The 23,343-nt window shown below is 40.9% G+C and carries 17 protein-coding genes and 3 pseudogenes; 3 read left to right on the forward strand and 17 right to left on the reverse strand.

Going from position 1 to position 23,343, the window contains the following annotated elements:
- Positions 1-230: 230 nt before the first annotated feature.
- Positions 231-1,190, reverse strand: coding sequence for a tyrosine-type DNA invertase cluster 3b (locus NXX38_RS08335; protein WP_195648911.1), 960 nt, complete (start codon positions 1,188-1,190; stop codon positions 231-233).
- A 140-nt stretch (positions 1,191-1,330) separates the two neighbouring features.
- Here NXX38_RS08335 and recO point away from each other — a divergent pair, with 140 nt between their 5' ends.
- The 3 genes and pseudogenes from recO to NXX38_RS08350 all read left to right on the forward strand — a co-directional run bounded on the left by recO (position 1,331) and on the right by NXX38_RS08350 (position 4,447).
- Positions 1,331-2,059, forward strand: a complete 729-nt coding sequence (recO, locus tag NXX38_RS08340; RefSeq protein WP_004298226.1) for a DNA repair protein RecO — start codon at positions 1,331-1,333, stop codon at positions 2,057-2,059.
- Between the two features lie 185 nt (positions 2,060-2,244).
- Positions 2,245-3,197 (forward strand): annotated as a pseudogene (locus NXX38_RS08345) (hypothetical protein).
- Positions 3,198-3,219: 22 nt separating this feature from the next.
- Positions 3,220-4,447, forward strand: a pseudogene (locus tag NXX38_RS08350) (acyloxyacyl hydrolase).
- A 361-nt stretch (positions 4,448-4,808) separates the two neighbouring features.
- On the opposite strand, the gene NXX38_RS08355 reads toward NXX38_RS08350, so the two are convergent.
- From NXX38_RS08355 to murD, 16 genes and pseudogenes are all read right to left on the reverse strand, one after another.
- Positions 4,809-5,534: a DUF5036 family protein gene (locus NXX38_RS08355; protein WP_258979066.1), complete on the reverse strand. Its 726-nt coding sequence runs from the start codon at positions 5,532-5,534 to the stop codon at positions 4,809-4,811.
- Positions 5,535-5,566: 32 nt separating this feature from the next.
- The gene (locus NXX38_RS08360; RefSeq protein WP_195648907.1) at positions 5,567-6,154 is read right to left on the reverse strand and encodes an immunoglobulin-like domain-containing protein; all 588 of its coding nucleotides are present in this window, start codon (positions 6,152-6,154) and stop codon (positions 5,567-5,569) included.
- Positions 6,155-6,208: 54 nt separating this feature from the next.
- Positions 6,209-7,318 carry a hypothetical protein gene (locus NXX38_RS08365; protein WP_008649209.1) on the reverse strand — a complete coding sequence of 370 codons (1,110 nt, stop codon included), beginning with the start codon at positions 7,316-7,318 and terminating at the stop codon, positions 6,209-6,211.
- 94 nt (positions 7,319-7,412) lie between these two features.
- Positions 7,413-9,062, reverse strand: coding sequence for an MACPF domain-containing protein (locus NXX38_RS08370; RefSeq protein WP_258979068.1), 1,650 nt, complete (start codon positions 9,060-9,062; stop codon positions 7,413-7,415).
- Between the two features lie 12 nt (positions 9,063-9,074).
- Complete coding sequence (locus NXX38_RS08375; RefSeq protein ID WP_217722667.1) at positions 9,075-10,409, reverse strand: hypothetical protein; 1,335 nt, start codon at positions 10,407-10,409, stop codon at positions 9,075-9,077.
- A 55-nt stretch (positions 10,410-10,464) separates the two neighbouring features.
- Positions 10,465-10,833 (reverse strand): DUF3244 domain-containing protein, encoded by a 369-nt coding sequence (locus NXX38_RS08380; RefSeq protein WP_217722669.1) that lies wholly within the window; start codon positions 10,831-10,833, stop codon positions 10,465-10,467.
- Between the two features lie 160 nt (positions 10,834-10,993).
- A pseudogene (locus NXX38_RS08385) lies at positions 10,994-12,686 on the reverse strand (tetratricopeptide repeat protein).
- Between the two features lie 593 nt (positions 12,687-13,279).
- Positions 13,280-13,729: a GatB/YqeY domain-containing protein gene (locus NXX38_RS08390; protein ID WP_004298215.1), complete on the reverse strand. Its 450-nt coding sequence runs from the start codon at positions 13,727-13,729 to the stop codon at positions 13,280-13,282.
- Positions 13,730-13,814: 85 nt separating this feature from the next.
- On the reverse strand, positions 13,815-15,125 hold the full coding sequence (ftsZ, locus tag NXX38_RS08395; RefSeq protein ID WP_004307359.1) for a cell division protein FtsZ: 1,311 nt from the start codon (positions 15,123-15,125) through the stop codon (positions 13,815-13,817).
- 57 nt (positions 15,126-15,182) lie between these two features.
- Positions 15,183-16,628, reverse strand: coding sequence for a cell division protein FtsA (gene ftsA / locus NXX38_RS08400; RefSeq protein WP_195648903.1), 1,446 nt, complete (start codon positions 16,626-16,628; stop codon positions 15,183-15,185).
- A gap of 92 nt (positions 16,629-16,720) precedes the next feature.
- A complete protein-coding gene (locus tag NXX38_RS08405; RefSeq protein ID WP_004298212.1) occupies positions 16,721-17,458 on the reverse strand; it encodes a cell division protein FtsQ/DivIB in 738 nt (245 codons plus the stop codon).
- 74 nt (positions 17,459-17,532) lie between these two features.
- Positions 17,533-18,909 (reverse strand): UDP-N-acetylmuramate--L-alanine ligase, encoded by a 1,377-nt coding sequence (gene murC / locus NXX38_RS08410; protein ID WP_074558441.1) that lies wholly within the window; start codon positions 18,907-18,909, stop codon positions 17,533-17,535.
- 30 nt (positions 18,910-18,939) lie between these two features.
- Positions 18,940-19,326, reverse strand: coding sequence for a GxxExxY protein (locus NXX38_RS08415; RefSeq protein ID WP_195648902.1), 387 nt, complete (start codon positions 19,324-19,326; stop codon positions 18,940-18,942).
- A gap of 31 nt (positions 19,327-19,357) precedes the next feature.
- Positions 19,358-20,488, reverse strand: coding sequence for an undecaprenyldiphospho-muramoylpentapeptide beta-N-acetylglucosaminyltransferase (gene murG, locus NXX38_RS08420; protein ID WP_258981894.1), 1,131 nt, complete (start codon positions 20,486-20,488; stop codon positions 19,358-19,360).
- A gap of 35 nt (positions 20,489-20,523) precedes the next feature.
- On the reverse strand, positions 20,524-21,852 hold the full coding sequence (locus tag NXX38_RS08425; protein WP_148364152.1) for an FtsW/RodA/SpoVE family cell cycle protein: 1,329 nt from the start codon (positions 21,850-21,852) through the stop codon (positions 20,524-20,526).
- A gap of 36 nt (positions 21,853-21,888) precedes the next feature.
- A complete protein-coding gene (murD, locus tag NXX38_RS08430; RefSeq protein WP_195648901.1) occupies positions 21,889-23,223 on the reverse strand; it encodes a UDP-N-acetylmuramoyl-L-alanine--D-glutamate ligase in 1,335 nt (444 codons plus the stop codon).
- Between the last annotated feature and the right edge of the window lie 120 nt (positions 23,224-23,343).

Genomic DNA, 23,343 nt, shown 5'->3' on the forward strand with positions numbered 1-23,343 from the left:
GCTTTCGGACAGAAAAAACGGTCCGATGATTGGCAATAGATAGTTGGAACATGAACTAAAAGTGATTCGTGTTCTCATATCTTATTTTATTCTTCGGAAGAAGTTGAATAAAATAATCTATAATTAATTTGGAATGTAATACTCTTTTTATATATCTTTGTGCAGTATTTATATCCGTTACCTAAGAAGTAATGGATAAGGTAGATTGCTGATAGATAGCTGCTTATATTTTATTGATGACTTGTGCTGTAAGATTCTACGTAAAAACAATTCAATTGGTTGGCTTCTGTTCTTTTCTTCAAACCAAAACCTTTCAGATAAGTTTGTGTGGTTTTTATTGATTTATGTCCTAATGATTCACTGATCATTTCAATAGGGATTCCCTGGTATTTGGCATTTGTTGCCCAAGAATGCCGGATAGTATATGAACTGACAGGTGATTTTAGGTTTAGCTCTTTTGACAGGCTTTTCAATTGATTGTTGAATCGGCGGAGGGCTGACTGATATTCCTTATATATGCTTTCTTCTTTTCGTCTCTTATCTCCTTTCATTATATTAAATAGGTAGTCTGGGCAATCTTCTCTCGGCGGATTGTTGTTACGCAGTCTGTTTATCTCTTTCTTGGAGGTGTCCAGGATTTCAAGGCTTATTGGTGTGCCTGTTTTTATGCGATTGTATCTAAGGATTCCGTGTTCCAATGCCGATTTTTCTAAATGTGCGAAATCAGAGAACGGCATACCGCAGAATTGGAACATCAACCGTGCGATAGCTTGCGTACGACTTAAGTGTTGGGATTGAGGAGCTTTGTAGAGAAGTGTATGCAGTTCGCTGACAGGGAGTGCCCTTTTCTGCCGTACATCTACGCCAGTGTATACGTCGCGAAACAACCGGGGGATGAAGCGGGCTATACCTGCCTCCACACCACGGTTATAGATGCTGCGCAACATACGCATATAGGTCGAAACAGTGTTTGGTTTCAACCCATGTTCGTGGAGATGCTGTCCGTATCGTCTCAAACTATCGCGGGTGACCTGTCCGAAAGCTATGCCGGGAGTACCGCAGAACCTCGTGAATGACAGAATTGCATTCTTATACACATGTGCTGTCGAATAACGACCTTCTTCCTGTAAATTCCGGATATATGCTTTGGCGCATCCGGTAAATCCGTTTTTATTACTTTTTCGTTTCATAAGCTTGTTTATCTTTACTTGTTATTCAGGGACTATAACAAAAGTAGTTATCTTTTTTGTTGTTAATGCCTTTAAAAACTCTCTGATTACTATCTATTTTTTGTAGTTTTGCTTCGGATTGGAAACGAGGTTATTTGGTTATGTTGCAAAAAACGAAAGGAATAGTTCTTCATACATTAAAATACAATGATACTTCTATCATTGTAGATATGTATACAGAGTTGTCCGGCAGGGCTTCTTTCCTTGTAACAGTACCCCGTTCACGGAAGGCGGCTGTAAAATCCGTACTTTTCCAACCGTTGTCTTTTATCGAGTTCGAGGCCGACTATCGGCCCAATGCAACACTCTATCGTGTGAAGGAAGCGAAATCCTTTTATCCATTTTCTTCCATACCTTATGATCCGTATAAGTCTTCGATGGCACTTTTCCTGTCGGAGTTTCTTTACAGGGCTATCCGGGAGGAGGCGGAGAACCGTCCGTTATTCGCCTATCTGCAACATTCTATCATTTGGCTGGACGAGTGTGGAGAGGGATTTGCCAATTTCCATCTGGTTTTCCTGATGCGTCTTTCGCGTTTTCTGGGGCTTTACCCGAATCTGGAAGATTATCATACCGGCGATTACTTCGATTTATTGAATGCCTGTTTCACTTCCATTCGTCCCCAGCTACATTCTTCTTATATCAATCCTGAAGAGGCCGCCCGTCTCCGTCAGTTGATGCGCATGAACTATGAGACCATGCATCTTTTCGGTATGAGCCGTGCGGAGCGTACTCGCTGCCTGACGATCATGAATGATTATTATCGTTTGCATCTGCCGGACTTTCCGGCATTGAAATCACTGGAGGTATTGAAAGAACTGTTTGATTAATTAGTAACTTCTCTCCATCTGCTTGCTATATATTGTTTTAGCTCCGTTTTAGCGTCCGCCACTGTATATGGTAATTAATCAGGTGATAATAACACTTCTTAATGTGGGTTTGTATGCTGTTCCTGAAAATATATGTTACTTTTGTCCGTAGAGAATAAAAGAGCATGAACAAGAGAGAAAACAATATGAAAAGATTCCTATACCTGACAATCTGTCTTCTCATCCTGGGGAGTTTTATGGTTGTAACGGAGACGTGTTTGTCGACGACTTCCGTCCTTCCGATTCCGAACTGATGTTGGACGGGAACGGGGATGTTGCCACTATTCAATTTGCAGCTGCCAATTGGGATTGGTTAACAATGTATACAGCTTCCGGTTTTCCCTTTCAATATAAAGTATATGATGCGGACAATCGCCTGGTAACAAATGATCAAGGTCCATTGCTGAACGGATTAGGCAAGATTGTGTGTGTCGGGGAGATGATTGATTTCACCATCGAACGTGTTTATCCCGAAGAAGTGAAGATAACGGTGGGCGAGAATGCCCTTTCCGCTCCTTTTCAATTTCAACTCACGGCAAGCAACGAGTATGAGTGGCAGGAGATACATGTCGAGATCTCTCCGGCAGACAGATATGTAATGGACAGTATTATTTATTCTTTGGATGCATATTCTTACGATCCGGAAAACAAGACAGAGAGAAAAGAAGGCGTCTCCTTTCATAACTTTACAGATGTTTCGTCTACATACACGTTTTTTCCTTTCGAGTCTTTTTACCATTTTATGAGATTCAAAAGCGATGTGCCCGAAGCTTTTCAGCTACTGGGCAAAGCCGGTCTGACGGTGGAAATACCAAGCATGAAAGACGGATATTTAGGGATGAACGGTAAACGGGTGTCGTTCATTTCTGCACAACAAATGTTGTCTTGCCCCAGTACGGAACAGGAAGAAGACATAGTCCCTCCCCGAACTGCTCGAACCTATACCTTATGGATGGTGTATGATTGGTTGGAAACGCGATATACCCTCTATGTTTCTCATCCCAAAACCAAGAAACAACGAATCGTAAGCGGTACGTTACATAGCGAAATGCCTGTAAAATATCACATAACACACAGGGATGTTCCTCTCAACAACTAACCTTTCAATAACTAGCATATTAATGATTAGAAATAGAAACACCATACGGTTGCTGTGCCTCCTTTGCCTCCTGGTACATCCGGCAATCAACGTAAATCTGGAAGCCCAGACAATCATCGGACAACGGAACGGCAGCGTCAGCTATCCCTTGATCCGCCATCAGCTCGGCTTTGACATCCGTCCGGGCTATATCGTCTCCACCCATAGTTTTCTGCAAGGAGACAATGCGCAACAAAAGAAAATCGACCAATCGCTTTCTTTCCATTTCAAGTACGCTTTCAGATTCGGCAAAGAATCCAATCTAGGCAGGCTCTTTCCTCATACCTATCAGGGTATTGGCGTTTCCTACCATACCTTCTTTAGTCCCGTTGAATTGGGAAATCCGGTGTCGGTATACGCTTTTCAAGGGTCACGTATCGCGCAACTGTTGCCCCGCCTATCGCTCGATTATGAATGGAACTTCGGAGCTTCTTTTGGCTGGAAGAAATATGACGAACTATCCAATCCGCAAAACGTGTTGGTTGGCTCCAAGATCAATGCATACATCAATCTCGGCTTTTTGCTGAACTGGCAAGTTCACAGGTATTGGAAACTGGCGGCAGGCGTAGATCTCACCCATTTCTCCAATGGAAACACGCATTATCCTAATGGCGGTCTTAATGTTATTGGAGGAAGAGTCGGCATCGTACGTACTTTGGGCGCGGATGAGGCGCCCGGTTCCATCACTCCCGGACGGCTCTTTATAAAGCCTCACGTCAGCTATGACTTGGTAATTTACGGAGCCACCCGCAAAAGAGGACTGATTGGAGACGATGTGTCGAGTCTGATTCCCGGTTCGTTCGGCGTGGCGGGCATCAATTTCGCCCCGATGTATAATTTCAATAACTATTTTCGGGCAGGGCTTTCTGCAGATGCGCAATATGATGAGAGTGCCAATCTTAAGGAGTATAGAGTGGGCGAGTTCTACTCGGGTGATTTGAAGTTTCATCGTCCTCCTTTCCGTAAGCAATTTGCCATGGGGTTATCTCTTCGGGCAGAACTGGTGATGCCTGTTTTCTCTATCAATGTCGGCGTCGGTCGGAACCTGATATACAGTGGGGATGATACAAAAGGGTTCCTACCAGATTCTGGCTCTCAAAACTTATGTCACCCGGCATTTGTTTTTGCACGTGGGATATCAGTTGAGCAAGTTTAAAGACCCCAGCAATTTGATGCTGGGACTTGGATATAGATTCCATGACAAACGATGAAAGGGCAATCTTCGTTTGTTAATAACCTCCTTTTTTCAATTTGATTAAAATGTAAGTCCTCCTAATTGGATTATCCCATTGTCCTTCCAAACATGATTCACTTTTACTTCTGTGATACCGGCGTCAGGATATCGTTGCTGATATTCTGATGTTTTATCACTCTGTAGAATATATCCGTATGACATTTTTGTAGCAAATTTAAAACCGAATTTCTCTGTTTTATCGTCATACATTAGGGTTAAAGAGGTAATCTTTTCAGGTTCGTACGACTGCTCTTCAGAACAACTGTATGAAGATACCAGTAATTAAAGAGATGTTTATTCCTCTCCTTTTCCCTTAGTTCTACTGGATAATAAAGCTCTTATTTCACATTCACTTCTACGACTGTAAAGACATTATTTGAACGGATATAAAGGTCGAATGTTCCATAAGGTCCGTTGACTATGTCAGGTGCTTTAGTTAGGGTTATTCTTAATTTGTTATTGGCAGATGTTACATTTAATCCTTTTTTTCCTGCACTATGTTCTTTCAAGAAAAACTCAATATTTGGGGGTAATGCTAATTCAACCGTTTCACCTATGTAGTGAAGGCTTCCAATATTATACTTATATGCAGGCAGTTCATTATTGTCAGGGACAATTGGTATGTATTTTACAATTGCACCGATAGTCATGTCGCTATTTAATATTTTAGATACAACATAGGCTTGGTAATAACTTGCTTCTACTTGAATAGCACGATTACCTGACGGAAAATCTATAAGTGTATTTTTATCAAAAATCTGATAAATATGCCCCGGCGTAACCGCTACTTCGTGTGTGAGGTTGGTTAGCGAGGGTAGAATATTTGCTCCAACTCCTGCGCCATTTCCTACGTCAGAAATGAAATTAGAAGATGTGACGAAGTTATTAGCTTCATTGATATAAGTTCCTGATTCGCCTAAATAAGTTTTTCCATTGTGCTCATTAAGCATATTGAGTGTGATGGTGTCTGCCGGATCATTTGGAGTGTCATCATCACTACAACTCATGAAGAATGTAATGCAAAGGGATAATAAAGAAATCCCAATAATTTTTTTCGTATTCATAATAATAAAAAATGGATTGATTAATTAATAACTTATTTGGATGCGTTACTTAGAAAAAATTTATTAATATAATAGTAAGTATCTTTCGAAGCGCTATGAAATAGCAATTGTAGTTTGTATTTCCCCTTAGGGTATTCTTTTTGAGGAGGTAAAAAGAACTTGATTTGGATGCTCTTTTGAGAAGGTATTGAATATCCAATATCATTTTTTACATAATTACTTGGATAAACGAGAGGAAGCCATGAATCATTACTTTCCTTATAGTATGAAAAGAGATCGTTCATATAAAAAATGGTATCATTTGTATCATTTGTAATTTCAGTATTCAAGAATCCGTCTTTTGAACAAGAGTCTTGTAATAAAAAGTAGACTTTTATATTCTCATTTTTTCTTGTGATCAATTCTTTCCCTTGCATTTGTTTTTCTTCTACAATCGTTTCTCCTGGCTCGATGGAATGAATGAAATGTGATATATCCATTTTATATGAATTTAGAGAGTCGGCATTATTTTCATATTCAAGATTTATAGTGTTTCTTGAATTGCTTGTTTTATTATGACAACTGATTAGCATGAATAAAACAATTCCATTGGTTATCAAAATAGATATTAATTTGAACATAAGCTAAATATGAAATGGATTGGATAAGTTACTTATCCAATCCATTGATGAATATTAGTTAAAATGAGCATTTAGTTTTGATGCTATATTATCAACCTTAACAAATATAGATGTAAAAGCTGTGCTTCCTTTATGTATGCCTATTACTTTTTTACTATTTGTCAGATATACTGGACCTCCGCTATCACCGGAAGCACTCAAATATGTAGCTTCTCCCATGTCTGTATAACTTATTCCTCCGACATTTACATTTGCATTGGTACTCGTAATATAACCTTCAGATTGAGCTATAGTCTCTCCTAACTTGGTTACATTATCTCCTGCCCAAATATTATATTCTTCTCCGGTAAGATTTCCATTATTGGGAACGAGGGAGAAATTTGTTATACTAATGAATGCTGCATCAACAGAACCTCCTTGGATTGAAAGATCACAACTACCGATTAGTGTATTATTATAATATGCCGGGTCGCCTGTGTTATAAGCATGTCCTGCGGTAACAAAACCGTCAGTGTTAAATCTAGTAGCTCTATAGCCCATTGACGCAGTGCCTTTAGGTGTGCCTATAGAACTTCCAGGCGATAATGAGTGGTCTTGAAATTTTCTAGTGCATTGTTTAAATACAATTCCTGAAAAGTTCACTACTTCTGATTTAAATTCTTTTATTTCCATTTCATTAAATCTGTTAAGTTCCACCACGACATTATTCTCAAAATCATTTAGATAATAGTATTTTATATTCTTAGCAATTTGAGAATCTTTATTACTACTAATAAATGAAGTTATTTTGGTTAGAATATTATTCAACTCCGTATAAGAATAATTGCCTTGCGTATATATGACATCATTCTCGCCTATTAACCTTATAAGAGTAGCTTTGGTACTTTCTATTTCTCCTTTAAGAAAAACAACAAGTTTACCATCCCCGTTAATATAACTTCCTCCATAATAGTCCGGATAGTCACTAGTACTTAATGAACGACTTTTTGTCATTCCAAATGATTCTAATAATCTTATGCCAGCCTCACGAGCTTTCTCATTGTTTCTTTTTACAATGTTTGGCTGTTCGTTGTTTTCTCTTTGAAGTATATCGTCTGAAGAACATGATGATATGACTAATCCGAAAAACAGCAGAATGGTCAAAGGTAATAATAATTTTTTCATAAGCGAATAATTTGAATTAATAAATGATACGTATTTTACCTCTTCCTTAAAAGGATTGTCTTTTTTATTGGTGAATATCTATTAATGCTCTTCATTACAAACCGAATATTCTATATCGTTGATATAAAGTCGTCATTGAAACGGATTTTACAGGTATACTGTTTACCCAGTCTAAGATCCCGTATGCATCAAGAATATAATCATCGTCGTAGTATGCAAAACAATATAACGATGTCGGATTGTAGATATACCAAATATTGGTATTTGCATTTTTAAACTTATACATTCCAGCTTCGTCTACGTCGTTTATTGAAAATGATAATGTGGTTTGTAGGATAGGATTTATTACTTTATTCGGATTAGATTTGATAGCTAGTTTATAATATTTGCTCTTTTCATTTTTTATAGCATTACTTTTTTCGGTAAAGGTTGCGGCAACACTGTTCGCTTTTAATTCTGCATCGGATTGACTTGCTGCACTTGAATTTGAGAAAATGAGCTTATCTCCTTGTCTTGTGCTTAGCACGGGTACAATATCATATAATTTCTCTCCCGATCTACTTTTGCGGACGTATACTTTCATTATTTCTATATACGGTTCTTCAAGTTGTTCTTGGTGCTGAAAATCCATGTGGGTGTCGTTATATCTTTGCTTAAAGTTTTCTTCCAAAATAAAATCCGATATGGGATAAAGCCCGCCATCTTGAATGTCAATCATTGTATGTGTTCTTGAATCGTTTAATGATTGAAGCCAACTTGTTAAATTAATGGAAGTGTTTTTAACGTCATAAGGAGGTGTTGCAACATTATATCCATAGGCTCCACCCAATGTTTTAATAGAGACGCGCAGTTCTGAAAAAGATTCGTTTGCTGTGGAAGAATTGCCATCTTTTGTTCCAATAGAGAAATCTCCTGACGCAGAGTTTTTATCCCATGAGTAGGACGCATTTATTGATTTATCCATATCACGTTCTTTACTTTTGAAATCTGTACTTTGCTTGTCAAGGCCATAGTATAAAGCCGATGCTCGTCCGCCTGTGTAGTAAGATGTTAAGACAAACTCTCCATAGCTTTGCATTAATTCAACCATTGATGAATTATAAAGGGCATCCACAAATAATTCGTCTAAATAATCTGCTGAAATTCTTTTCAATGCACTAGGAGCGGTTTGTAGAGATATCATTGTATTGACGACCTCAACACTAAGCTCTCCATGTACTGCTTGTTCGGAATCATTGGTATTATGCTTGAAAATATCGGTTACAGTTTTCGTTCTTCCAAATGTGAACGGACCAACATTTAGTGAGAATCCTGATTTGACTGTTTTAGTAAACGATGAAGTAGTTTCTAAGCGTTCAAAGCTAGAGTATGACATAGCTTCTGTTGAGGTTGTCCTCAACTCTTTAGCAACTCTGTATGAAGGATATCTTTCAAGTAGCTTTTCCATATTAACAATTGGAAATCTCGCATTTGAAAAGTCCCCGATAATTGATGTTCCGTTTTCTATGGCATAAGAATTTCCAAGAAAATCTGTAGCATCGGTAAATGATGTCCTAGTACTGGGTCTGGGTGTTATTTTTTTAGACCAAACTTTTGGTAGGTTTGGGTCACGTTCTTGCAAGATGATTTCTGATGTTGAATCATCCTGATTGTTTAGCGAATCAGCATAACTTATTTCGTCTTCATTGTTACATGATGCTATTGCAAACAGTATGATAAATGAAAATATAGTAGATTTTCTCATATAGGTATATTTTTAAAATATGATTGGTGATGATTGGCTTGCATTTCTGATGTTCACTTTTCCTTTTACACTTTGTTGAGTATCCAAGTTTGTCTCTTCAAAATCAACATCAGATATTTCATCTACATGAATCCTTCCGCTCCAACGTCCAGGCAATTTGGCTATTCTAGCATCTTTACCGTCTTCTTTATATTCAATTGTGGCTACATAGTCTACTGATACATCATATTCTTTAAAATAATAGGTCACTGTAAGTTTTGTACGTGGCGAAACTTTGACGGGTTCTATATGTTTTAATGTATTTTCTAATACTCTGCGTACATTGGGCTGGTATTTTGTATCAGTTGGTATACTTGCATTAGGAACAAGATCTATTTCGCCTAATGTAACTGTAGGTCGTGCAAATAGCGTATCTGAGGCTGGAACCTTAAATGCTATTCCCTTTTCTTCTTTAAAATAGGAGTCCTCTTGTACAGTCTTTTCAAATACGAGGTTTTCTCGTATAAATTGGGATGAAGAGTTTGTTATGGCTCGTTTGATAGAGACATTGTCCCTTTGGGTCACAGTTGCGGAATATGGATTGATAAATTCCAGGCTTTTCAGTGTGAATACAGCATCAGGAGTGATAGTAAATTCCTGTTGGGTTCTTTGTGTATATTGGCTGAAACCAACATTATTAGCTTGTATATCTACCACATAATTGAATACATCCCACCATGAACCACTACTTCCTTGGCCAATATATAATTCATTTTGGAGGACATAAGTTCCTGGATTATTAGTAGCAGGTATAATGTCCCAAGAATCCATGGCTCCTGTAGTAGAATTACTGTTCATTGCAAGTAATATTTTTGATTCTGGATTACTAGTGTAATGTCCTACAGCTAGACGAGTTTTCGAGTAGTTTGAATAAATTAAATAGGGTATGCCGGTAATTGATGAGGGAATTTGGACATAGAATTTACCATAAGAGCCAGGATTATATCCCTCATAAGTCACTCTCTGTCCCCAACCAGTGCATGATAAATATCCACCTCCAGTGCTAAGTGTGAAGGGTAACTCTCTAATAGCCCACATGTTTTCAGAAAAATATTGGCTATAGTTACTTGAAGCTACTGATCGTGTCTTCGTTTTCTTTAGTTCATCCATCCTTTCCTTTAACGCTTTTAGCTCATCTGTCATTTTAGACAATTCATAACTTCCTAATTGAAGGCTGTCCAATTCCAATCTTGATAAGTTCAGTTTTTCTGTAGATGACTGAATCTCATTTTCAATCTCACTTTCGCAAGAGCATAATAACAATGTGATGCAAGACACCACTAATAAGAATTTGAAAATGTTTCCCATAATTATTAGTTTTATAGGGTTTATAAAGTTCGATATTTTTATCATTTATCGTTGATTATTCAATTACAAACTCTCCTATGAAAGTCATGTCTTCTTCTATATAAAGAAGCTCATAATGACCAGTTTTGTAACCTTTTAAATCAATTTTATAAGTTTCTTGCTCATTAGGGGTTACTATCACATCTTGGAACATGATATTTCCTTGTTGATCTTTTACTTGGAGAATGACTTGATCGTCGATGTTTTCAAGAAAACGAATTTCAATAGAGTTTTCGTCGAGAATGGCTTCTATGGGGATAGAAATTGGTATTTTTTGGTATTTATGCCATCTTATAATTTTAGTTCTTTGTGTTGATAGATTATTGGCTTCTATTATCATGAATGGAATGCCAATTAATAATAGTAAAATGCTTAGTTTTCTCATATCTTTAATTGTTTTTTGCAAATTTATGGAGATATGAGGGGGAATGCAAATAAAAAAAGTTTTTCAGCGTGGACAAACAGTATCTGATAATCAGTTGTTTATGATGTTTTGCGTGGACATCCTTTTATACTGCTGATTATTTCTTCCTGAAAAGAGGATATTAGTGCATGTTTTCAATTAAATACTCATATAATGTAGCATTATTATCTGGTAATATTATATTCAGTTTTTGTCTAAGTCTGAGTCTTTTTTTTCTTACTGAGTCGACTGTAATGTTTAGTAACTTCGCTTCTGTGTTAGTGTCAAACCCTGATATATATAAACAGCAATACCAAAAGTCTTGCTCTGGTAAATTGGGGCATCGACTATATATGTATTTACGTAAATTCGGATAAATATATGTTATTTCATCTGCAATGAGTTTCCATTGCTTGTCTGCTATTAATGGCTTGTTATTTCTGGGCTTATTTTGGTTGGCTAGATGTATTAGTTCTTTATGTAAAGGTGAATTCTCTAGAATTTTACTTTGCAATTGTTTATAGTTGGTGGTTAGGAGACTTATTTCTTCCTGCATTTCATCATAGCTCTCATTTTTCTCCTTAAATGTATCTAACAATCTTTTTTTCTTTTCCAGTTCTAAAGAAACATAAAGCAAATCTGTTTTTATTCGGTTCAACTCTTCTTGTTGTCTTTGGATTTTCTCTTTTGCTTTCTTTCGATATAGTAGATATCCTATTATTATTAATAATAGTATTCCAATGCATATAACTAAAACTATAATGTAGCTTTGCTGTTTAATTTTTAATCTATCTATTTCTTTGTTGATCTTTAAATGATTATATTTAGACTCTATGTTCAATATCTTAGATTGGTTATCAGCATATATGATTGAATCAGTTATTTCGATGTATTCTTTCAGATTAGTAAGAGCTTCTTTATAATTCTTTTCTTCATTATAGATTTGGTAGTATAAATATTTAATGCTGTATGTATACTTTGGATTATCTTGTGGTATTTTGGATAGTAGCTCTTTTGCTTTGTTAATAGCCCCCGATGCAATATATAAGTCTATCAGTGCCATATAATCGGGCATTGTTTCTCTTCCTACCAATGCTTTGAGAAAGTATTCTTCAGCTTTATCATATTTATTTTGCATTGCATAAATATTCCCTAAGGCATTGTCTATTGATGCAGTGACTTCGATATTTTTAGTATTACGTGCTACAGAATCAGCTATAGTTAGAATTTTTAAAGCGCGTGATAACGAGTCTATGCATGCATATTCGCGTCCTACGTCTCTTAATGCGCAAGCATAGCTATCCGTATTATTTTCTTTTTTTGAAGCATTCGGCAGCAGCCTTATATCTCTTGATAGCTTCTGTCCGCATGAATTTCTCTCCATATAAATCGCCTATATAGCTATATGTATATCCGGTGAGGTTATTAAGCTTATTCTTTTCTGCAATATCCAAAGCATTAGTATATATTGACATTGCTTTATCATAATCTCCATCTGCAAAAAAGGATCGACCTAAATAAATCAAGATTTGCACTTGTTCGTCAGGGCTACCATGTGAGGAATACCATTCATAGGCTCTTTCTAATTGGTAAGTTGGTAGGATGCTATTAAAAATTTCGTCTGTAATTTTACCTGATAACATACACCAGCGTGCAAAAGTTTTGTCGTCTAGTTTTTCAGGAGATGATATGCTTTTTAGTAGATTGGATGCACTGTCTGGATTAACAGCAATGACTTTTTCCACTTCATTTAATAGACTGTCGGACATGGATTGTTTGTTGCATCCTGATAGTACTAATATGGATATTATAATTATGCCAATGCTGTTTTTCATTTGTCTGTCGCGGTTTAGTTTTGTTGCAAAAATAATCATTTTCTTTATTTCGTGTCTTTTGATAGGAGGTTATTTTAATTTGAGGGATGAAGATTATTAATGTTCGTCTCATACATGATCTTTATTTCAAATATAGCTTTCACCTCTTTTCTTTCAGTACGGAAATGGATTAAACTTATCCTCCGCTTGGCTTTCATTATATATTTCCTTTGTCCCATATATTGTGGGAAAAGATTCCCAGTTAGTTGGGAAAGTATTCCCTCATTTTGTGGGAACAAATTCCCTAAATATATAGGAATACTTTCCCACAATATATGGGACAATCAGAACGAATGCTTATCTTGAACCAGGAAGAGGAAAGGGATGGTATCTGACTATGAGAAAAACATAAGGCAGTTTATTTCAATCTTGCAAAAAATGCGGTGAATCGGGTGAAACCTATGTGAAAGGCAGACCTTCACCCGAAATCCGTTTATTCATCGATGTTTCAGAGTGGTGAAGGTGGTGAATGCCGTATTTAAAGAAAGTTGCAGATGTGTGTAAGATAAAACATCTTGCACACATCTGCAACGGTATCGTGAAAGTTCCGGAAGTTATCCCAAAAGCTCTTTCACTTTTGCAGAAATGGCACGTCCTTCTGCAAGACCTGCTAACTTCTTGGAGGCAACTCCCATTACTTTACCCATATCTTTACCGCTTGTTGCACCTGTTTCAGCAATAATTTCCTTTAAGGCAGCTTCCAGTTCTTCAGCGGTCATTTGTTTCGGCAGGTATTTCTCCATAACGGCTACCTGGCCTAATTCTACGTCCGCCAAATCCTGACGACCTTGTCCGATATAGATTTCAGCAGAATCTTTTCCTTGTTTCACCAGTTTCTGGATAATCTTCAGAGCAGCATCATCTGTCAATATATCGTTAGCTCCCGGGGCTGTTTTAGCTTCGAGGAAGAACTTCTTTATATTTCTCAAAGTTTCAAGGGCTACTTTGTCTTTCGCCTTCATTGCGGTTTTAATGTCTTCGCTGACTTGATCGAATAAATCCATACTATTGTAATTAAAAATTAAAGATTAAAAATTAGATCTGAAGCCTGATTTTGCGAGTTTATAATTTTCGTTCTTAGTTCTTTGTTTAGAACGTAATCACACCGTTGTCATCTGTAGCTTCTTCCGTGGCTACTTCCTCTTCCAGAGCGGCTTTCGTCCGGATTTTGGTAAGAGTAGTCTTATCACGCATATAGGTGGGAGAATCTTCTACCATGGCGATGATGTCGTCGTTGTCCAGATCTTCCGTGTTGAAAAGATAGATGTGGCGGCGTTTGCGGAGGCTCTTGCTTCCGATGTTGCTGGCACTTTCGCCGTATGCCTTGCGGATACGTTCCTTGTTCTTTTCTTTTTCCTCTTCCAGTTGCAGTTGGCGTTCTTCCTCTTCCTGACTGCGTGCAGCATGCAGGCTGTCCATTCCGGGGACGTCTTCTACACCGAATCCGGTTGCCAATACGGTGATTTTTACTCTTGTTTCCAGTGAGTTGTCGATGGCAACACCCCAAATCACTTCCACCCCTTCGCGGAATTTGCTCATGAACTCGTGTATCTCGTTCATTTCCTCCATCATCAGTTCGGACGACGGGCAGAAAGATACGTTCAACATTACTTTCTTGGCATTGAAGATATCATTGTTGTTGAGCAACGGAGAATGCAGGGCATCGTCGATTGCTTTCGTCACACGATTTTCTCCTTCGCCGAATCCGGTACTCATGATTGCTACTCCACCATCTTTCAGGATGGTTTTCACATCAGCGAAGTCAAGGTTGACCGTACCCCGCATGGTGATAATCTCGGCAATGCTCTTGGCAGCAATGGAAAGAGTATCATCGGCTTTGCCGAAGGCGTTCATAAAGGTAAGGTCGGCGTATATTTCACGCAGGCGTTCGTTGTTGATAACCAGTAGGGCGTCAACGTGCTGGGCGATACGTTCAACACCGTCCAATGCCTGGATAATTTTCTTTTCTCCTTCGAAGATAAAGGGGATGGTGACGATACCGACAGTCAGAATATCCATTTCCTTCGCAATGCGGGCGATGACCGGAGCAGCTCCCGTTCCGGTTCCTCCTCCCATTCCGGCGGTGATGAATACCATTTTGGTGCCGTCGTTCAGCTGGTTTCTGATATCTTCTATACTTTCTTCGGCGGCGTCGCGTGCCCGTTCGGGACGGTTGCCGGCTCCAAGCCCTTGCGTGATGCTGCGGCCCAGTTGCAGTTTCACCGGGACAGGTGATTCGGCTAGTGCCTGGTTGTCCGTGTTACAAAGAACGAACGTTACATCATGGATGCCTTCCCGGTACATGTGGTTTACAGCGTTACCACCACCACCACCTACACCAATCACTTTGATGATCTTCGGTGAATCTGTCGGGAAATCGAATTGTACTATCTCGTCCATATCTTGATTGAATTATGAATTACGAATTATGAATATTGATTAACAAGCTGCTGAAGGTTACTTCATATCGTCGTCGGAGAAGATTTCTTTCGTCAACGAATCGATCTTGCGTTGAATCCAGCTCGGACCCGCTTCTCTTTTCCGTCTTTCTTTCTCTTCCTTTTCCTTTTGCTTGCGAAGTTTTTCCGCTTCTTTGGCGGCTAACTTGGCTTCCCGCTCTTCTTCCTCTTTCTTGAGACGGGCGATGCGGGCCTGTTCTTTCAGTTCCTGATCGTCCTCAAACATATCTACTGTATGCACTTCCGGCTCCGGTTTGGAGACTGATGGTGCAGGAGCTTGTGGAGCAGTTTCGGTCAGGCAGCAGTTCTGGTTACCTTCAAACAGGAGTCCGAACAAAGTGTTCTGCGAACCGTCTTTCTTCAGTATGTTGCTGGGCGCATGAACCGTATTGCGTGGGAGTTTCGCCATCCGTATCTTTTCTATCTTGCTGCGTTTGCGCAAGGTTTCGTCCAGATTCTTCAGGTTGGCGGCTCCTCCTGTCAGGATGATTCCTGCCAACAGTTTGTCCTCGTAACTCGATAGTTGTATCTGGTTCCATACGTTGGCAACGATTTCCTCGGCACGGGCTTCGATGATATTGTTAAGATCCGCCACTTTGATGATACGGTTGTCATCATCCAGTTTGCAGGTTGCTTCTTCCTGTTCGGGGTCCTCTTCATAGAGGGCGTCACCGTAGGCTTTTTTCAGGCGTTCGGCTTCTTCTTCCTCCATTTGCAGGGTGGTGATGTCACGCGTGATGCTGTTGCCTCCCAAAGGCAATACTGTCAGGAAGCGGAGAATGTTATTCTTATATACAGAGATGGTAGTTGTGTCTGCTCCGAAGTCGATCAGTGCACAACCCGAACGGCGTTCGCTTTCTGTCAGTACGGCATTTGCGGTTACTAACGGAGCGATCAGTTGGTCGGCAATATCAATTTTAGCCTGTTGGAAACAGTGCTCCAGGTTCTTACGTACGGAAGCACGGGCAACGATATTGAGGAAACGTCCTTCGATGTGGCTTCCTACCAGACCTACCGGATTGGCTTGCAGGTTATTGCCCACCTTATATTCTTGTGGAGCTACGTCCAATATATCCATATCGACCACTGGGATGGCAATGTTCTCATCACCGATAGCGCTTACAAGCTCTTCGGATATGATAGCTTCTTCCTCCAGGTCGCGGCTTACTACATTGCGGACGGTGCGGAGTGATTGTCCGCCGATGCCTACATATACCTTGGCAATTGAGTTTTTCAACTCACCTTCCAGTCTGTTGATGATTGAAGTCAGGCTTTGCGCTGTCTTGTCCAGATTAAAGATTACTCCTTTACGAATGAACGTAGAAGAGTCTTCCTGGGCATACGCTAATACCTGCATGCTTCCGTCACTGTTCTTTCTTCCGGCCACACCGGTTATCTTCGATGAACCAAGTTCAATAGCGGCGATAAATTCTGTTGTTGCCATATATATTTATTTACGATTTTACGATTTACAATTTACGATTGAAAAAAGACTATTCACTCATCACCTATCATCTATCACCTATCATTTATCATCTACTCTCGTTTTGTGCAGATAATCTGGTTGCTGAATTCGAGGTTGATACGTGAATATTTGTTCCAGCCTACCCGGTTGAGTCCTTTTTTGTAGAACTCCTTCAAACGTGCCAGTTTATCTTCAAAATTCTCCAGTTTTCCAAGATAGACCAGATGATCTCCCACACGCGGTACCAATTCGATATTCTGGTCGGGCAACACATGGATCTGCTCTATCTGGGCGTCCCAGAATTTATTATTATGCAAAAATACACCAAACTTATATAAATCCTTCATTGCAAACGACTTTTCTACGTTTCCGGTGACAATTACCCGATGAGCGACACATTTTGCTTCCGGTGGCATGATAGTTCCTTTGTTGTCAAGGTAGTAGTTTTGGCCGTTGGCACTCATGACGCGGAGGATAGGAATACGCTGTGTCACTTCCACGCACACTTTGCCACTGGGTGTTTTGTAGCATTCGGCTTCGTCAATCAACGGATGTTTGCTTAGTTCCCGTTCCAGTGACTTGGTGGAGATGCGTTCCATCTTCTTCCCGATGGGATAGATCCCTTTCTGCTGAAGGATACCTTTCAGCTCTTCTTTGGTGATGAAGCCGGCGTATGCGGTATCCTTGATAACCAATTCCATGTCACGGCAGGTCTGGTCGGCAGGCTTGCGGTTGAAAGCGGTGATAGCTACGGCAAGGTAGGCTATGAGCACCAGCATGACGATGGATAGAAGGATTCTTTTAATCATAATCAAAAATTAAAGATTAAAAATTAAAATGCTTGCACTGTTTCGGACAGGCTGCCGGATGATTATTCATTTATTTATCTTTTTTCTAATAGTTCCTTTATTTCGGGGACATAGTTGTCGATGTCTCCGGCTCCTAAAGTTATTAATACTTCAATGTTTTTATCTTTCAGAATGTTCAGTATCTCTTCCTTTTTGCACATACTTTTTTCGATACCCGGACGGAGATTATCATAAATCAGTTTGCTGGTGACGCCCGGGATTGGTGCTTCACGTGCCGGGTAGATGTCTACCAGAATCACTTCGTCGAGTAGCGACAGGCTATCGGCAAAGTCCTGATAGAAGTCGCGGGTACGGGTATAGAGATGAGGCTGGAAGATGGCTGTGATCTTCTTGTCCTTGTAAAGTTCGCGCATAGACAGCACGCTCTGTTTGATTTCAGAGGGATGGTGTGCGTAGTCACTTAGAAAGACAATCCGGTCGTTCTTGAGTTTGAAGTCGAACCGGCGGTCTACTCCGCGGAAACTTGCCATACCTCTTTTTATCTCTTCATCGGTCACCCCGTTGAGGTGTGCCAATGCCATGGCGGCTACGCCATTTTCTATGTTGATACTTACCGGAATTCCCAGTTGGATGTCGTTGATACGGGTGTCCGGAGCAACAAAGTCGATGAATATCTCTCCGTTTCCGATGCGGATGTTTTCTGCATGGAAGTCGCCTTCGTCACGTGAGTAAGTGTAGACACGAACCCCCGGCTGCACTTTGGGTTGCAGGGAGATGCCTTTGCGGATAATCAGTGCGCCACCCGGTTGGATTAGCGTGGTGTAATGTTCGAAACTTTCCAGGTAGGCTTGCTCTGTTCCGTAGATGTCCAGATGATCGGGGTCAGTAGACGTGATTACCGACATATAAGGCGACAGCCAGTGGAAAGAACGGTCGAATTCATCCGCTTCAATCACTGTGTAAGGGCTTGCTTGAGAGAGCAGCAGGTTGGTGCCGTAATTCTTTGAGATTCCTCCGAGAAAAGCGGTACATTCCACGTGCGACTGGTGGAACAGATGGGCTGTCATAGTTGATGTGGTTGTTTTCCCGTGAGTGCCTGCCACACACAGACCTTTGCTCGAGTGGGTAATTGTTCCCAATACTTGGGCGCGTTTCTGTATTTCGAATCCGTTGTTCCGGAAATAAACGAGTTCTTCGTGTTCCTGCGGAACGGCCGGAGTGTATATGACTAACGTACTTTCCTTGTCTTTGCAGGCTTCGGGAATCAGGTCGACGTTTTCTTCATAATGTATTTGTGCGCCTTCGGCAATCAGCGTTTCAGTCAATGGAGTAGGAGTGCGGTCATATCCGGCCACTACCTTTCCTTTGAAAAGGAAGTAGCGTACAAGTGCACTCATACCGATGCCGCCGGCACCTACGAAATAGACTGATTTTATCGTTTCTATATTCATTTCTTTTTATTTTTTTATTTTAGGCACGGATTACACGGATTTCACGGTTTCATGATGTGTCAATATTTTACGTTTAATCTCTGCTGTTACACCAAAATTTAGTAGTAATCCAACTTCTATTCCTGTTGCTTTTAGATAATTTACTAATTGCCATTCATGTTCTGGACGAAGAGTTGTTACTGCTTTTAATTCAAGAATGATCTCATTATTTACTATCATATCTGCAATATACCTTCCTACAATTTCACCTTTATAATATACTTTCATCTCTTTTTGAGTTTGGCAGAAGAGTCCTCTTTTTAAGAGTTCCTTATAAAGTGCATTTTGGTAGACCTGCTCTAGGAATCCGAATCCTAATGTGCTGTGTACTTCATAAAAAGCACTTATAATCTCTTTTGTCAATTTCTCGTGTATCATTCTTAAACCGTGTAATCCGCGTAATCCGTGCCTAATTGTTATTATTGTTTTCTGCTTCCGCCAGCTTAATGACCTCTTGTGCGATGATTCTCGCTGAATCGGGTAAAGCCAGTTTGGCGATATTCTCTGTTAGTTCTTTCAATTTCTGCTCGTCGTTGACAGTGGACAGGGCTACGTCCATCAAAGTGGTTGCCGCTTCACTGTCTTTGACGTAGATAGCTGCCTGCTTGTTCACCAACGCCAAGGCGTTCTTCGTTTGGTGATCTTCCGCCACGTTGGGCGAGGGCACTAAGATAACAGGTTTGTGCAGCAGGCAGAATTCAGAAATGGAACCTGCTCCCGCACGGGAAATGACCAGATCGGCAGCGGCATAAGCGGCTGCCATATCTTTGATGAAATCCGTTACATATAAATTCGGAAGTGCTCCTGCCGCTTTTACGGCTTCTGTCACTTGCGGGTAATAGTATTTGCCCGTTTGCCAGATGAATTGCACGTCCGTGTTTTCTTTGATAATTGCCAGACCGGCTGTCAGCGTATTGTTGATGGTGCGTGCACCCAAGCTGCCACCTACAATCAGTATTGTCTTTTTGCCGGACTGTAAGTGGAAGGAACGTAACGCTTCTTCTTTGGGCGGCATATCCTTTGTCAGGTTTTGGCGGACGGGATTGCCCGTCATGATAATCTTGTCGGCGGGGAAAAACTTTTCCATTCCCTCATAAGCGACACAAATCTTACGAGCTTTCTGTGCCAGCAGTTTATTGGTAACTCCGGCATATGAGTTTTGCTCTTGGATTAATGTGGGGACTCCCATCATGCCGGCAGTCTTTAGTGTCGGTCCGCTTGCATATCCGCCTACACCTACCGCCACTTGCGGGCGGAAGTTTTTGATTACTTTGCGCGCCTTCCATTGGCTGCGCATCAGTTTAATCAATACGGATACATTTTTCCATAGATGTTTGCGGTCGAATCCGGCTATCGGAAGTCCGATAATCCGGTAGCCTGCATCGGGAACCCGTTGCATTTCCATACGTCCTTCAGCGCCTACAAAGAGAATTTCTGCGTCGGGGCGTAGCTCTATTATAGCGTTTGCGATAGAGACGGCAGGAAAGATATGTCCTCCTGTTCCTCCACCGCTGATGATAATTCTAAGTTCTTTTTCCATCATACTGTTTTCTTCTGTTCGTTCTTTCTCAACATTTACCGTTCGTTGTTTCTGCTATCATGCTCATCTTCAAATTCAGCGTCGCTGTTCAGAATCTGCGCTGTCGGTTCGGCTGCAGCCTGTGCTTCGGAATTGGCTGCGGCATCCGCCTCTATTTGCAGTTGGATCTGTGCATCGTGCGCTTTTTGTTCTTCCAGATGAGCGGTATATCGGCTTACGCTTAATATCATTCCGATATAAGCGCAGTTGATTAGCGTACTTGTACCTCCTTTGCTGACCAGAGGCAGAGGCTGTCCTGTGACGGGGAATAACCCGACGGCAACCATCATATTCAGTATTGCCTGTGATACCAACAACAGCGCAATACCCATAACGAGAAAGGCGGGGAAGGTTCGCTCGCACTTCTGGGCGATTCGTCCGGCTCGCATCAGCAACCATAAATAGAGGAACACCACAAATATTCCTCCTACCAATCCCATTTCTTCAATCACAATCGCGAAGATAAAATCGGAGAATGCCTGGCTAAGGAAGTCACGCTGTATCGAGTTTCCCGGACCTTTGCCTACTACATGGCTGGTAGCAATGGCGATTCGCGCATGTGCAATCTGTGCGTCTTTGTCAATATCAAATTTGGCTGCCGGCACTTCTTCCTTCTCAAAGAAACCGGAAACACGATTCTGCCACGTCTCGAAGCGGTGAAGTCCCGGAGTGCTATGCAGTGTTTTGGCGGGAATAGCCATCAGTACACCTACCGCAACCCCACCTATAAGTCCCAATATTCCCAACATTCCGAACAGCTTCTTGGAAGATACCCGCCCGATGAACATCATCATGCATACCACTCCGAACAGCAGCATTGCTGTTGAAAGGTTTTCCGGTGCGATGAGCAGAAATACCAGTCCGGTAAGAATCATGATATATTTAAAGGCTTTCGGATTGGCCCCGTATTCGTCCTGTTTTTTGGACAGGATGAATGAGACGGCAATGATTACCGCCATCTTTGCCAATTCCGATGGCTGGAATTGCAATCCCATAAAGGTCATCCAGCGGGCTGCTCCGTTGACACGGTCGCCTGTGATGATACCCATCAGCGTGACAAATGCCAGTAGAACCAGAGATACCGGATATAGAAAGACCGGAAATACCTGGAACCATTTGTAGGGAACATTATGCAGAAATACGACTACCACAGCTCCTACCATCAGAATGATGGAGTGTTGCGTAATCGGTCCCCAATGGTCGCCGCTTTTGTAAGTCAGCGTCGACGCTGCCGAAAACACCTCGATGATCGAGATGAGGCAGAGACAGAGGAAGATAATCCAGATTACCTTGTCACCTTTGAATATGTTCTTTAATAAATCCACTTCTTAAATTGAGAATTGAGAATTAAAAATTGAGAATTAAAGGGCACGGACACATTCTTTAAATTGATCGCCACGGTCTTCGTAACTCTTGAAGAGGTCGAAAGAAGCACAGCAAGGACTTAATAATACCGTTTCACCTTTCTTTGCCAGTTTATAGGCTGCTTCTACGGCATCTTTCATGCCGGTTTGCACATCGGCTACCGGCAGGCCGAAACGATCGAAGAACTCGTGGAGCTTTTCGTTATGAAGTCCCATATATACCAGTGCTGAACACTTTTCGCGTACCAGGTCTTCAATTTCAGTATAGTCGTTTCCTTTATCTTTACCACCGAGAATCAATACCGTTTTGGTAGTCATGCTTTGCAGGGCATACCAGCAGGAGTTGACATTTGTGGCTTTAGAGTCGTTAATAAAATCAATTCCGCGCACACGTGCCACCTTTTCCAACCGATGTTCCACTCCCTTGAAGTCGGAGAGGGCTTTCCGGATGTTTTCTTTGGCGATGCCGGCAAGGTTTGCCGAGATACCGGCGGCTAAAGAGTTGTACAGGTTGTGTTGTCCTGTCAGGGCCAGTTCCTCCTGCTCCATGTTGAAGGCAATCGGTTCGGTGATTTTCACTTCGTGATCTTCTACGTATGCAATCGCTCCATCCTCTTTTACAGCGGCAAAAGGATACAGGTGGGCTTTCAGACCATGTTTCGCCAGTTCTTGTCTGATGATAGGGTCATCGTTCCAGAAGATGAAAGCATCGTCCGGTGTTTGGTTCTGGGTGATGCGGAATTTGGCGTCGATGTAATTCTGCATACAATGGTCGTAGCGGTCAAGATGGTCCGGAGTGATGTTCATCAATACGGCGATGTTCGCACGGAAGTTATACATATTATCCAACTGGAAAGAGCTAAGTTCGATAATATAGTAATCGTGGTAATCTTCGGCTACCTGCAAAGCAAGGCTTTTGCCGATGTTGCCTGCCAAACCTACGTTCAGACCTGCGCTTTTGAAAATATGGTAGATCAAGGAAGTTGTTGTTGTCTTTCCGTTAGAACCTGTAATACAGATCATTTTGGCATCAGTATAGCGTCCGGCAAACTCTATCTCGGAGATCACCGGTGTGCCTTGAGCTTTCAGTTTCAGGATGATCGGGGCGTCATTCGGGATACCGGGGCTTTTGATCACCTCGTCGGCATTCAGAATGAGTTCTTCGGTATGGTGTCCTTCTTCCCAGGCAATCTGATGGCTGTCGAGAAGTTCCTTATACTTGTCCTTGATGGCGGACATGTCCGAAACAAACGTCTCAAATCCTTTGACTTTAGCGAGTACGGCTGCACCTGCACCGCTTTCGCCAGCTCCTAAAATTACTATTCTTTTCATCTACAATAATGTGCCCTTATTTTCTAATTGATTGATCCTATTAGCTGTGCACATCTTTAAAAGTTAATAATCGGGTTAATACTCTCTATATCTTTAATTAGGCACGGATTACGCGGATTT

The organism is Bacteroides sp. BFG-637, assembly GCF_024793605.1.
GTDB classification, from domain to species: Bacteria; Bacteroidota; Bacteroidia; order Bacteroidales; family Bacteroidaceae; genus Bacteroides; species Bacteroides vicugnae.

Coding starts and splice junctions, on each gene's coding strand:
- NXX38_RS08335 (WP_195648911.1), bottom strand. CDS start 1,190: ATGAAACGAAAAAGTAATAAAAACGGATTTACCGGATGCGCCAAAGCA.
- recO (WP_004298226.1), top strand. CDS start 1,331: ATGTTGCAAAAAACGAAAGGAATAGTTCTTCATACATTAAAATACAAT.
- NXX38_RS08355 (WP_258979066.1), bottom strand. CDS start 5,534: ATGAATACGAAAAAAATTATTGGGATTTCTTTATTATCCCTTTGCATT.
- NXX38_RS08360 (WP_195648907.1), bottom strand. CDS start 6,154: ATGTTCAAATTAATATCTATTTTGATAACCAATGGAATTGTTTTATTC.
- NXX38_RS08365 (WP_008649209.1), bottom strand. CDS start 7,318: ATGAAAAAATTATTATTACCTTTGACCATTCTGCTGTTTTTCGGATTA.
- NXX38_RS08370 (WP_258979068.1), bottom strand. CDS start 9,062: ATGAGAAAATCTACTATATTTTCATTTATCATACTGTTTGCAATAGCA.
- NXX38_RS08375 (WP_217722667.1), bottom strand. CDS start 10,409: ATGGGAAACATTTTCAAATTCTTATTAGTGGTGTCTTGCATCACATTG.
- NXX38_RS08380 (WP_217722669.1), bottom strand. CDS start 10,833: ATGAGAAAACTAAGCATTTTACTATTATTAATTGGCATTCCATTCATG.
- NXX38_RS08390 (WP_004298215.1), bottom strand. CDS start 13,729: ATGGATTTATTCGATCAAGTCAGCGAAGACATTAAAACCGCAATGAAG.
- ftsZ (WP_004307359.1), bottom strand. CDS start 15,125: ATGGACGAGATAGTACAATTCGATTTCCCGACAGATTCACCGAAGATC.
- ftsA (WP_195648903.1), bottom strand. CDS start 16,628: ATGGCAACAACAGAATTTATCGCCGCTATTGAACTTGGTTCATCGAAG.
- NXX38_RS08405 (WP_004298212.1), bottom strand. CDS start 17,458: ATGATTAAAAGAATCCTTCTATCCATCGTCATGCTGGTGCTCATAGCC.
- murC (WP_074558441.1), bottom strand. CDS start 18,909: ATGAATATAGAAACGATAAAATCAGTCTATTTCGTAGGTGCCGGCGGC.
- NXX38_RS08415 (WP_195648902.1), bottom strand. CDS start 19,326: ATGATACACGAGAAATTGACAAAAGAGATTATAAGTGCTTTTTATGAA.
- murG (WP_258981894.1), bottom strand. CDS start 20,488: ATGGAAAAAGAACTTAGAATTATCATCAGCGGTGGAGGAACAGGAGGA.
- murD (WP_195648901.1), bottom strand. CDS start 23,223: ATGAAAAGAATAGTAATTTTAGGAGCTGGCGAAAGCGGTGCAGGTGCA.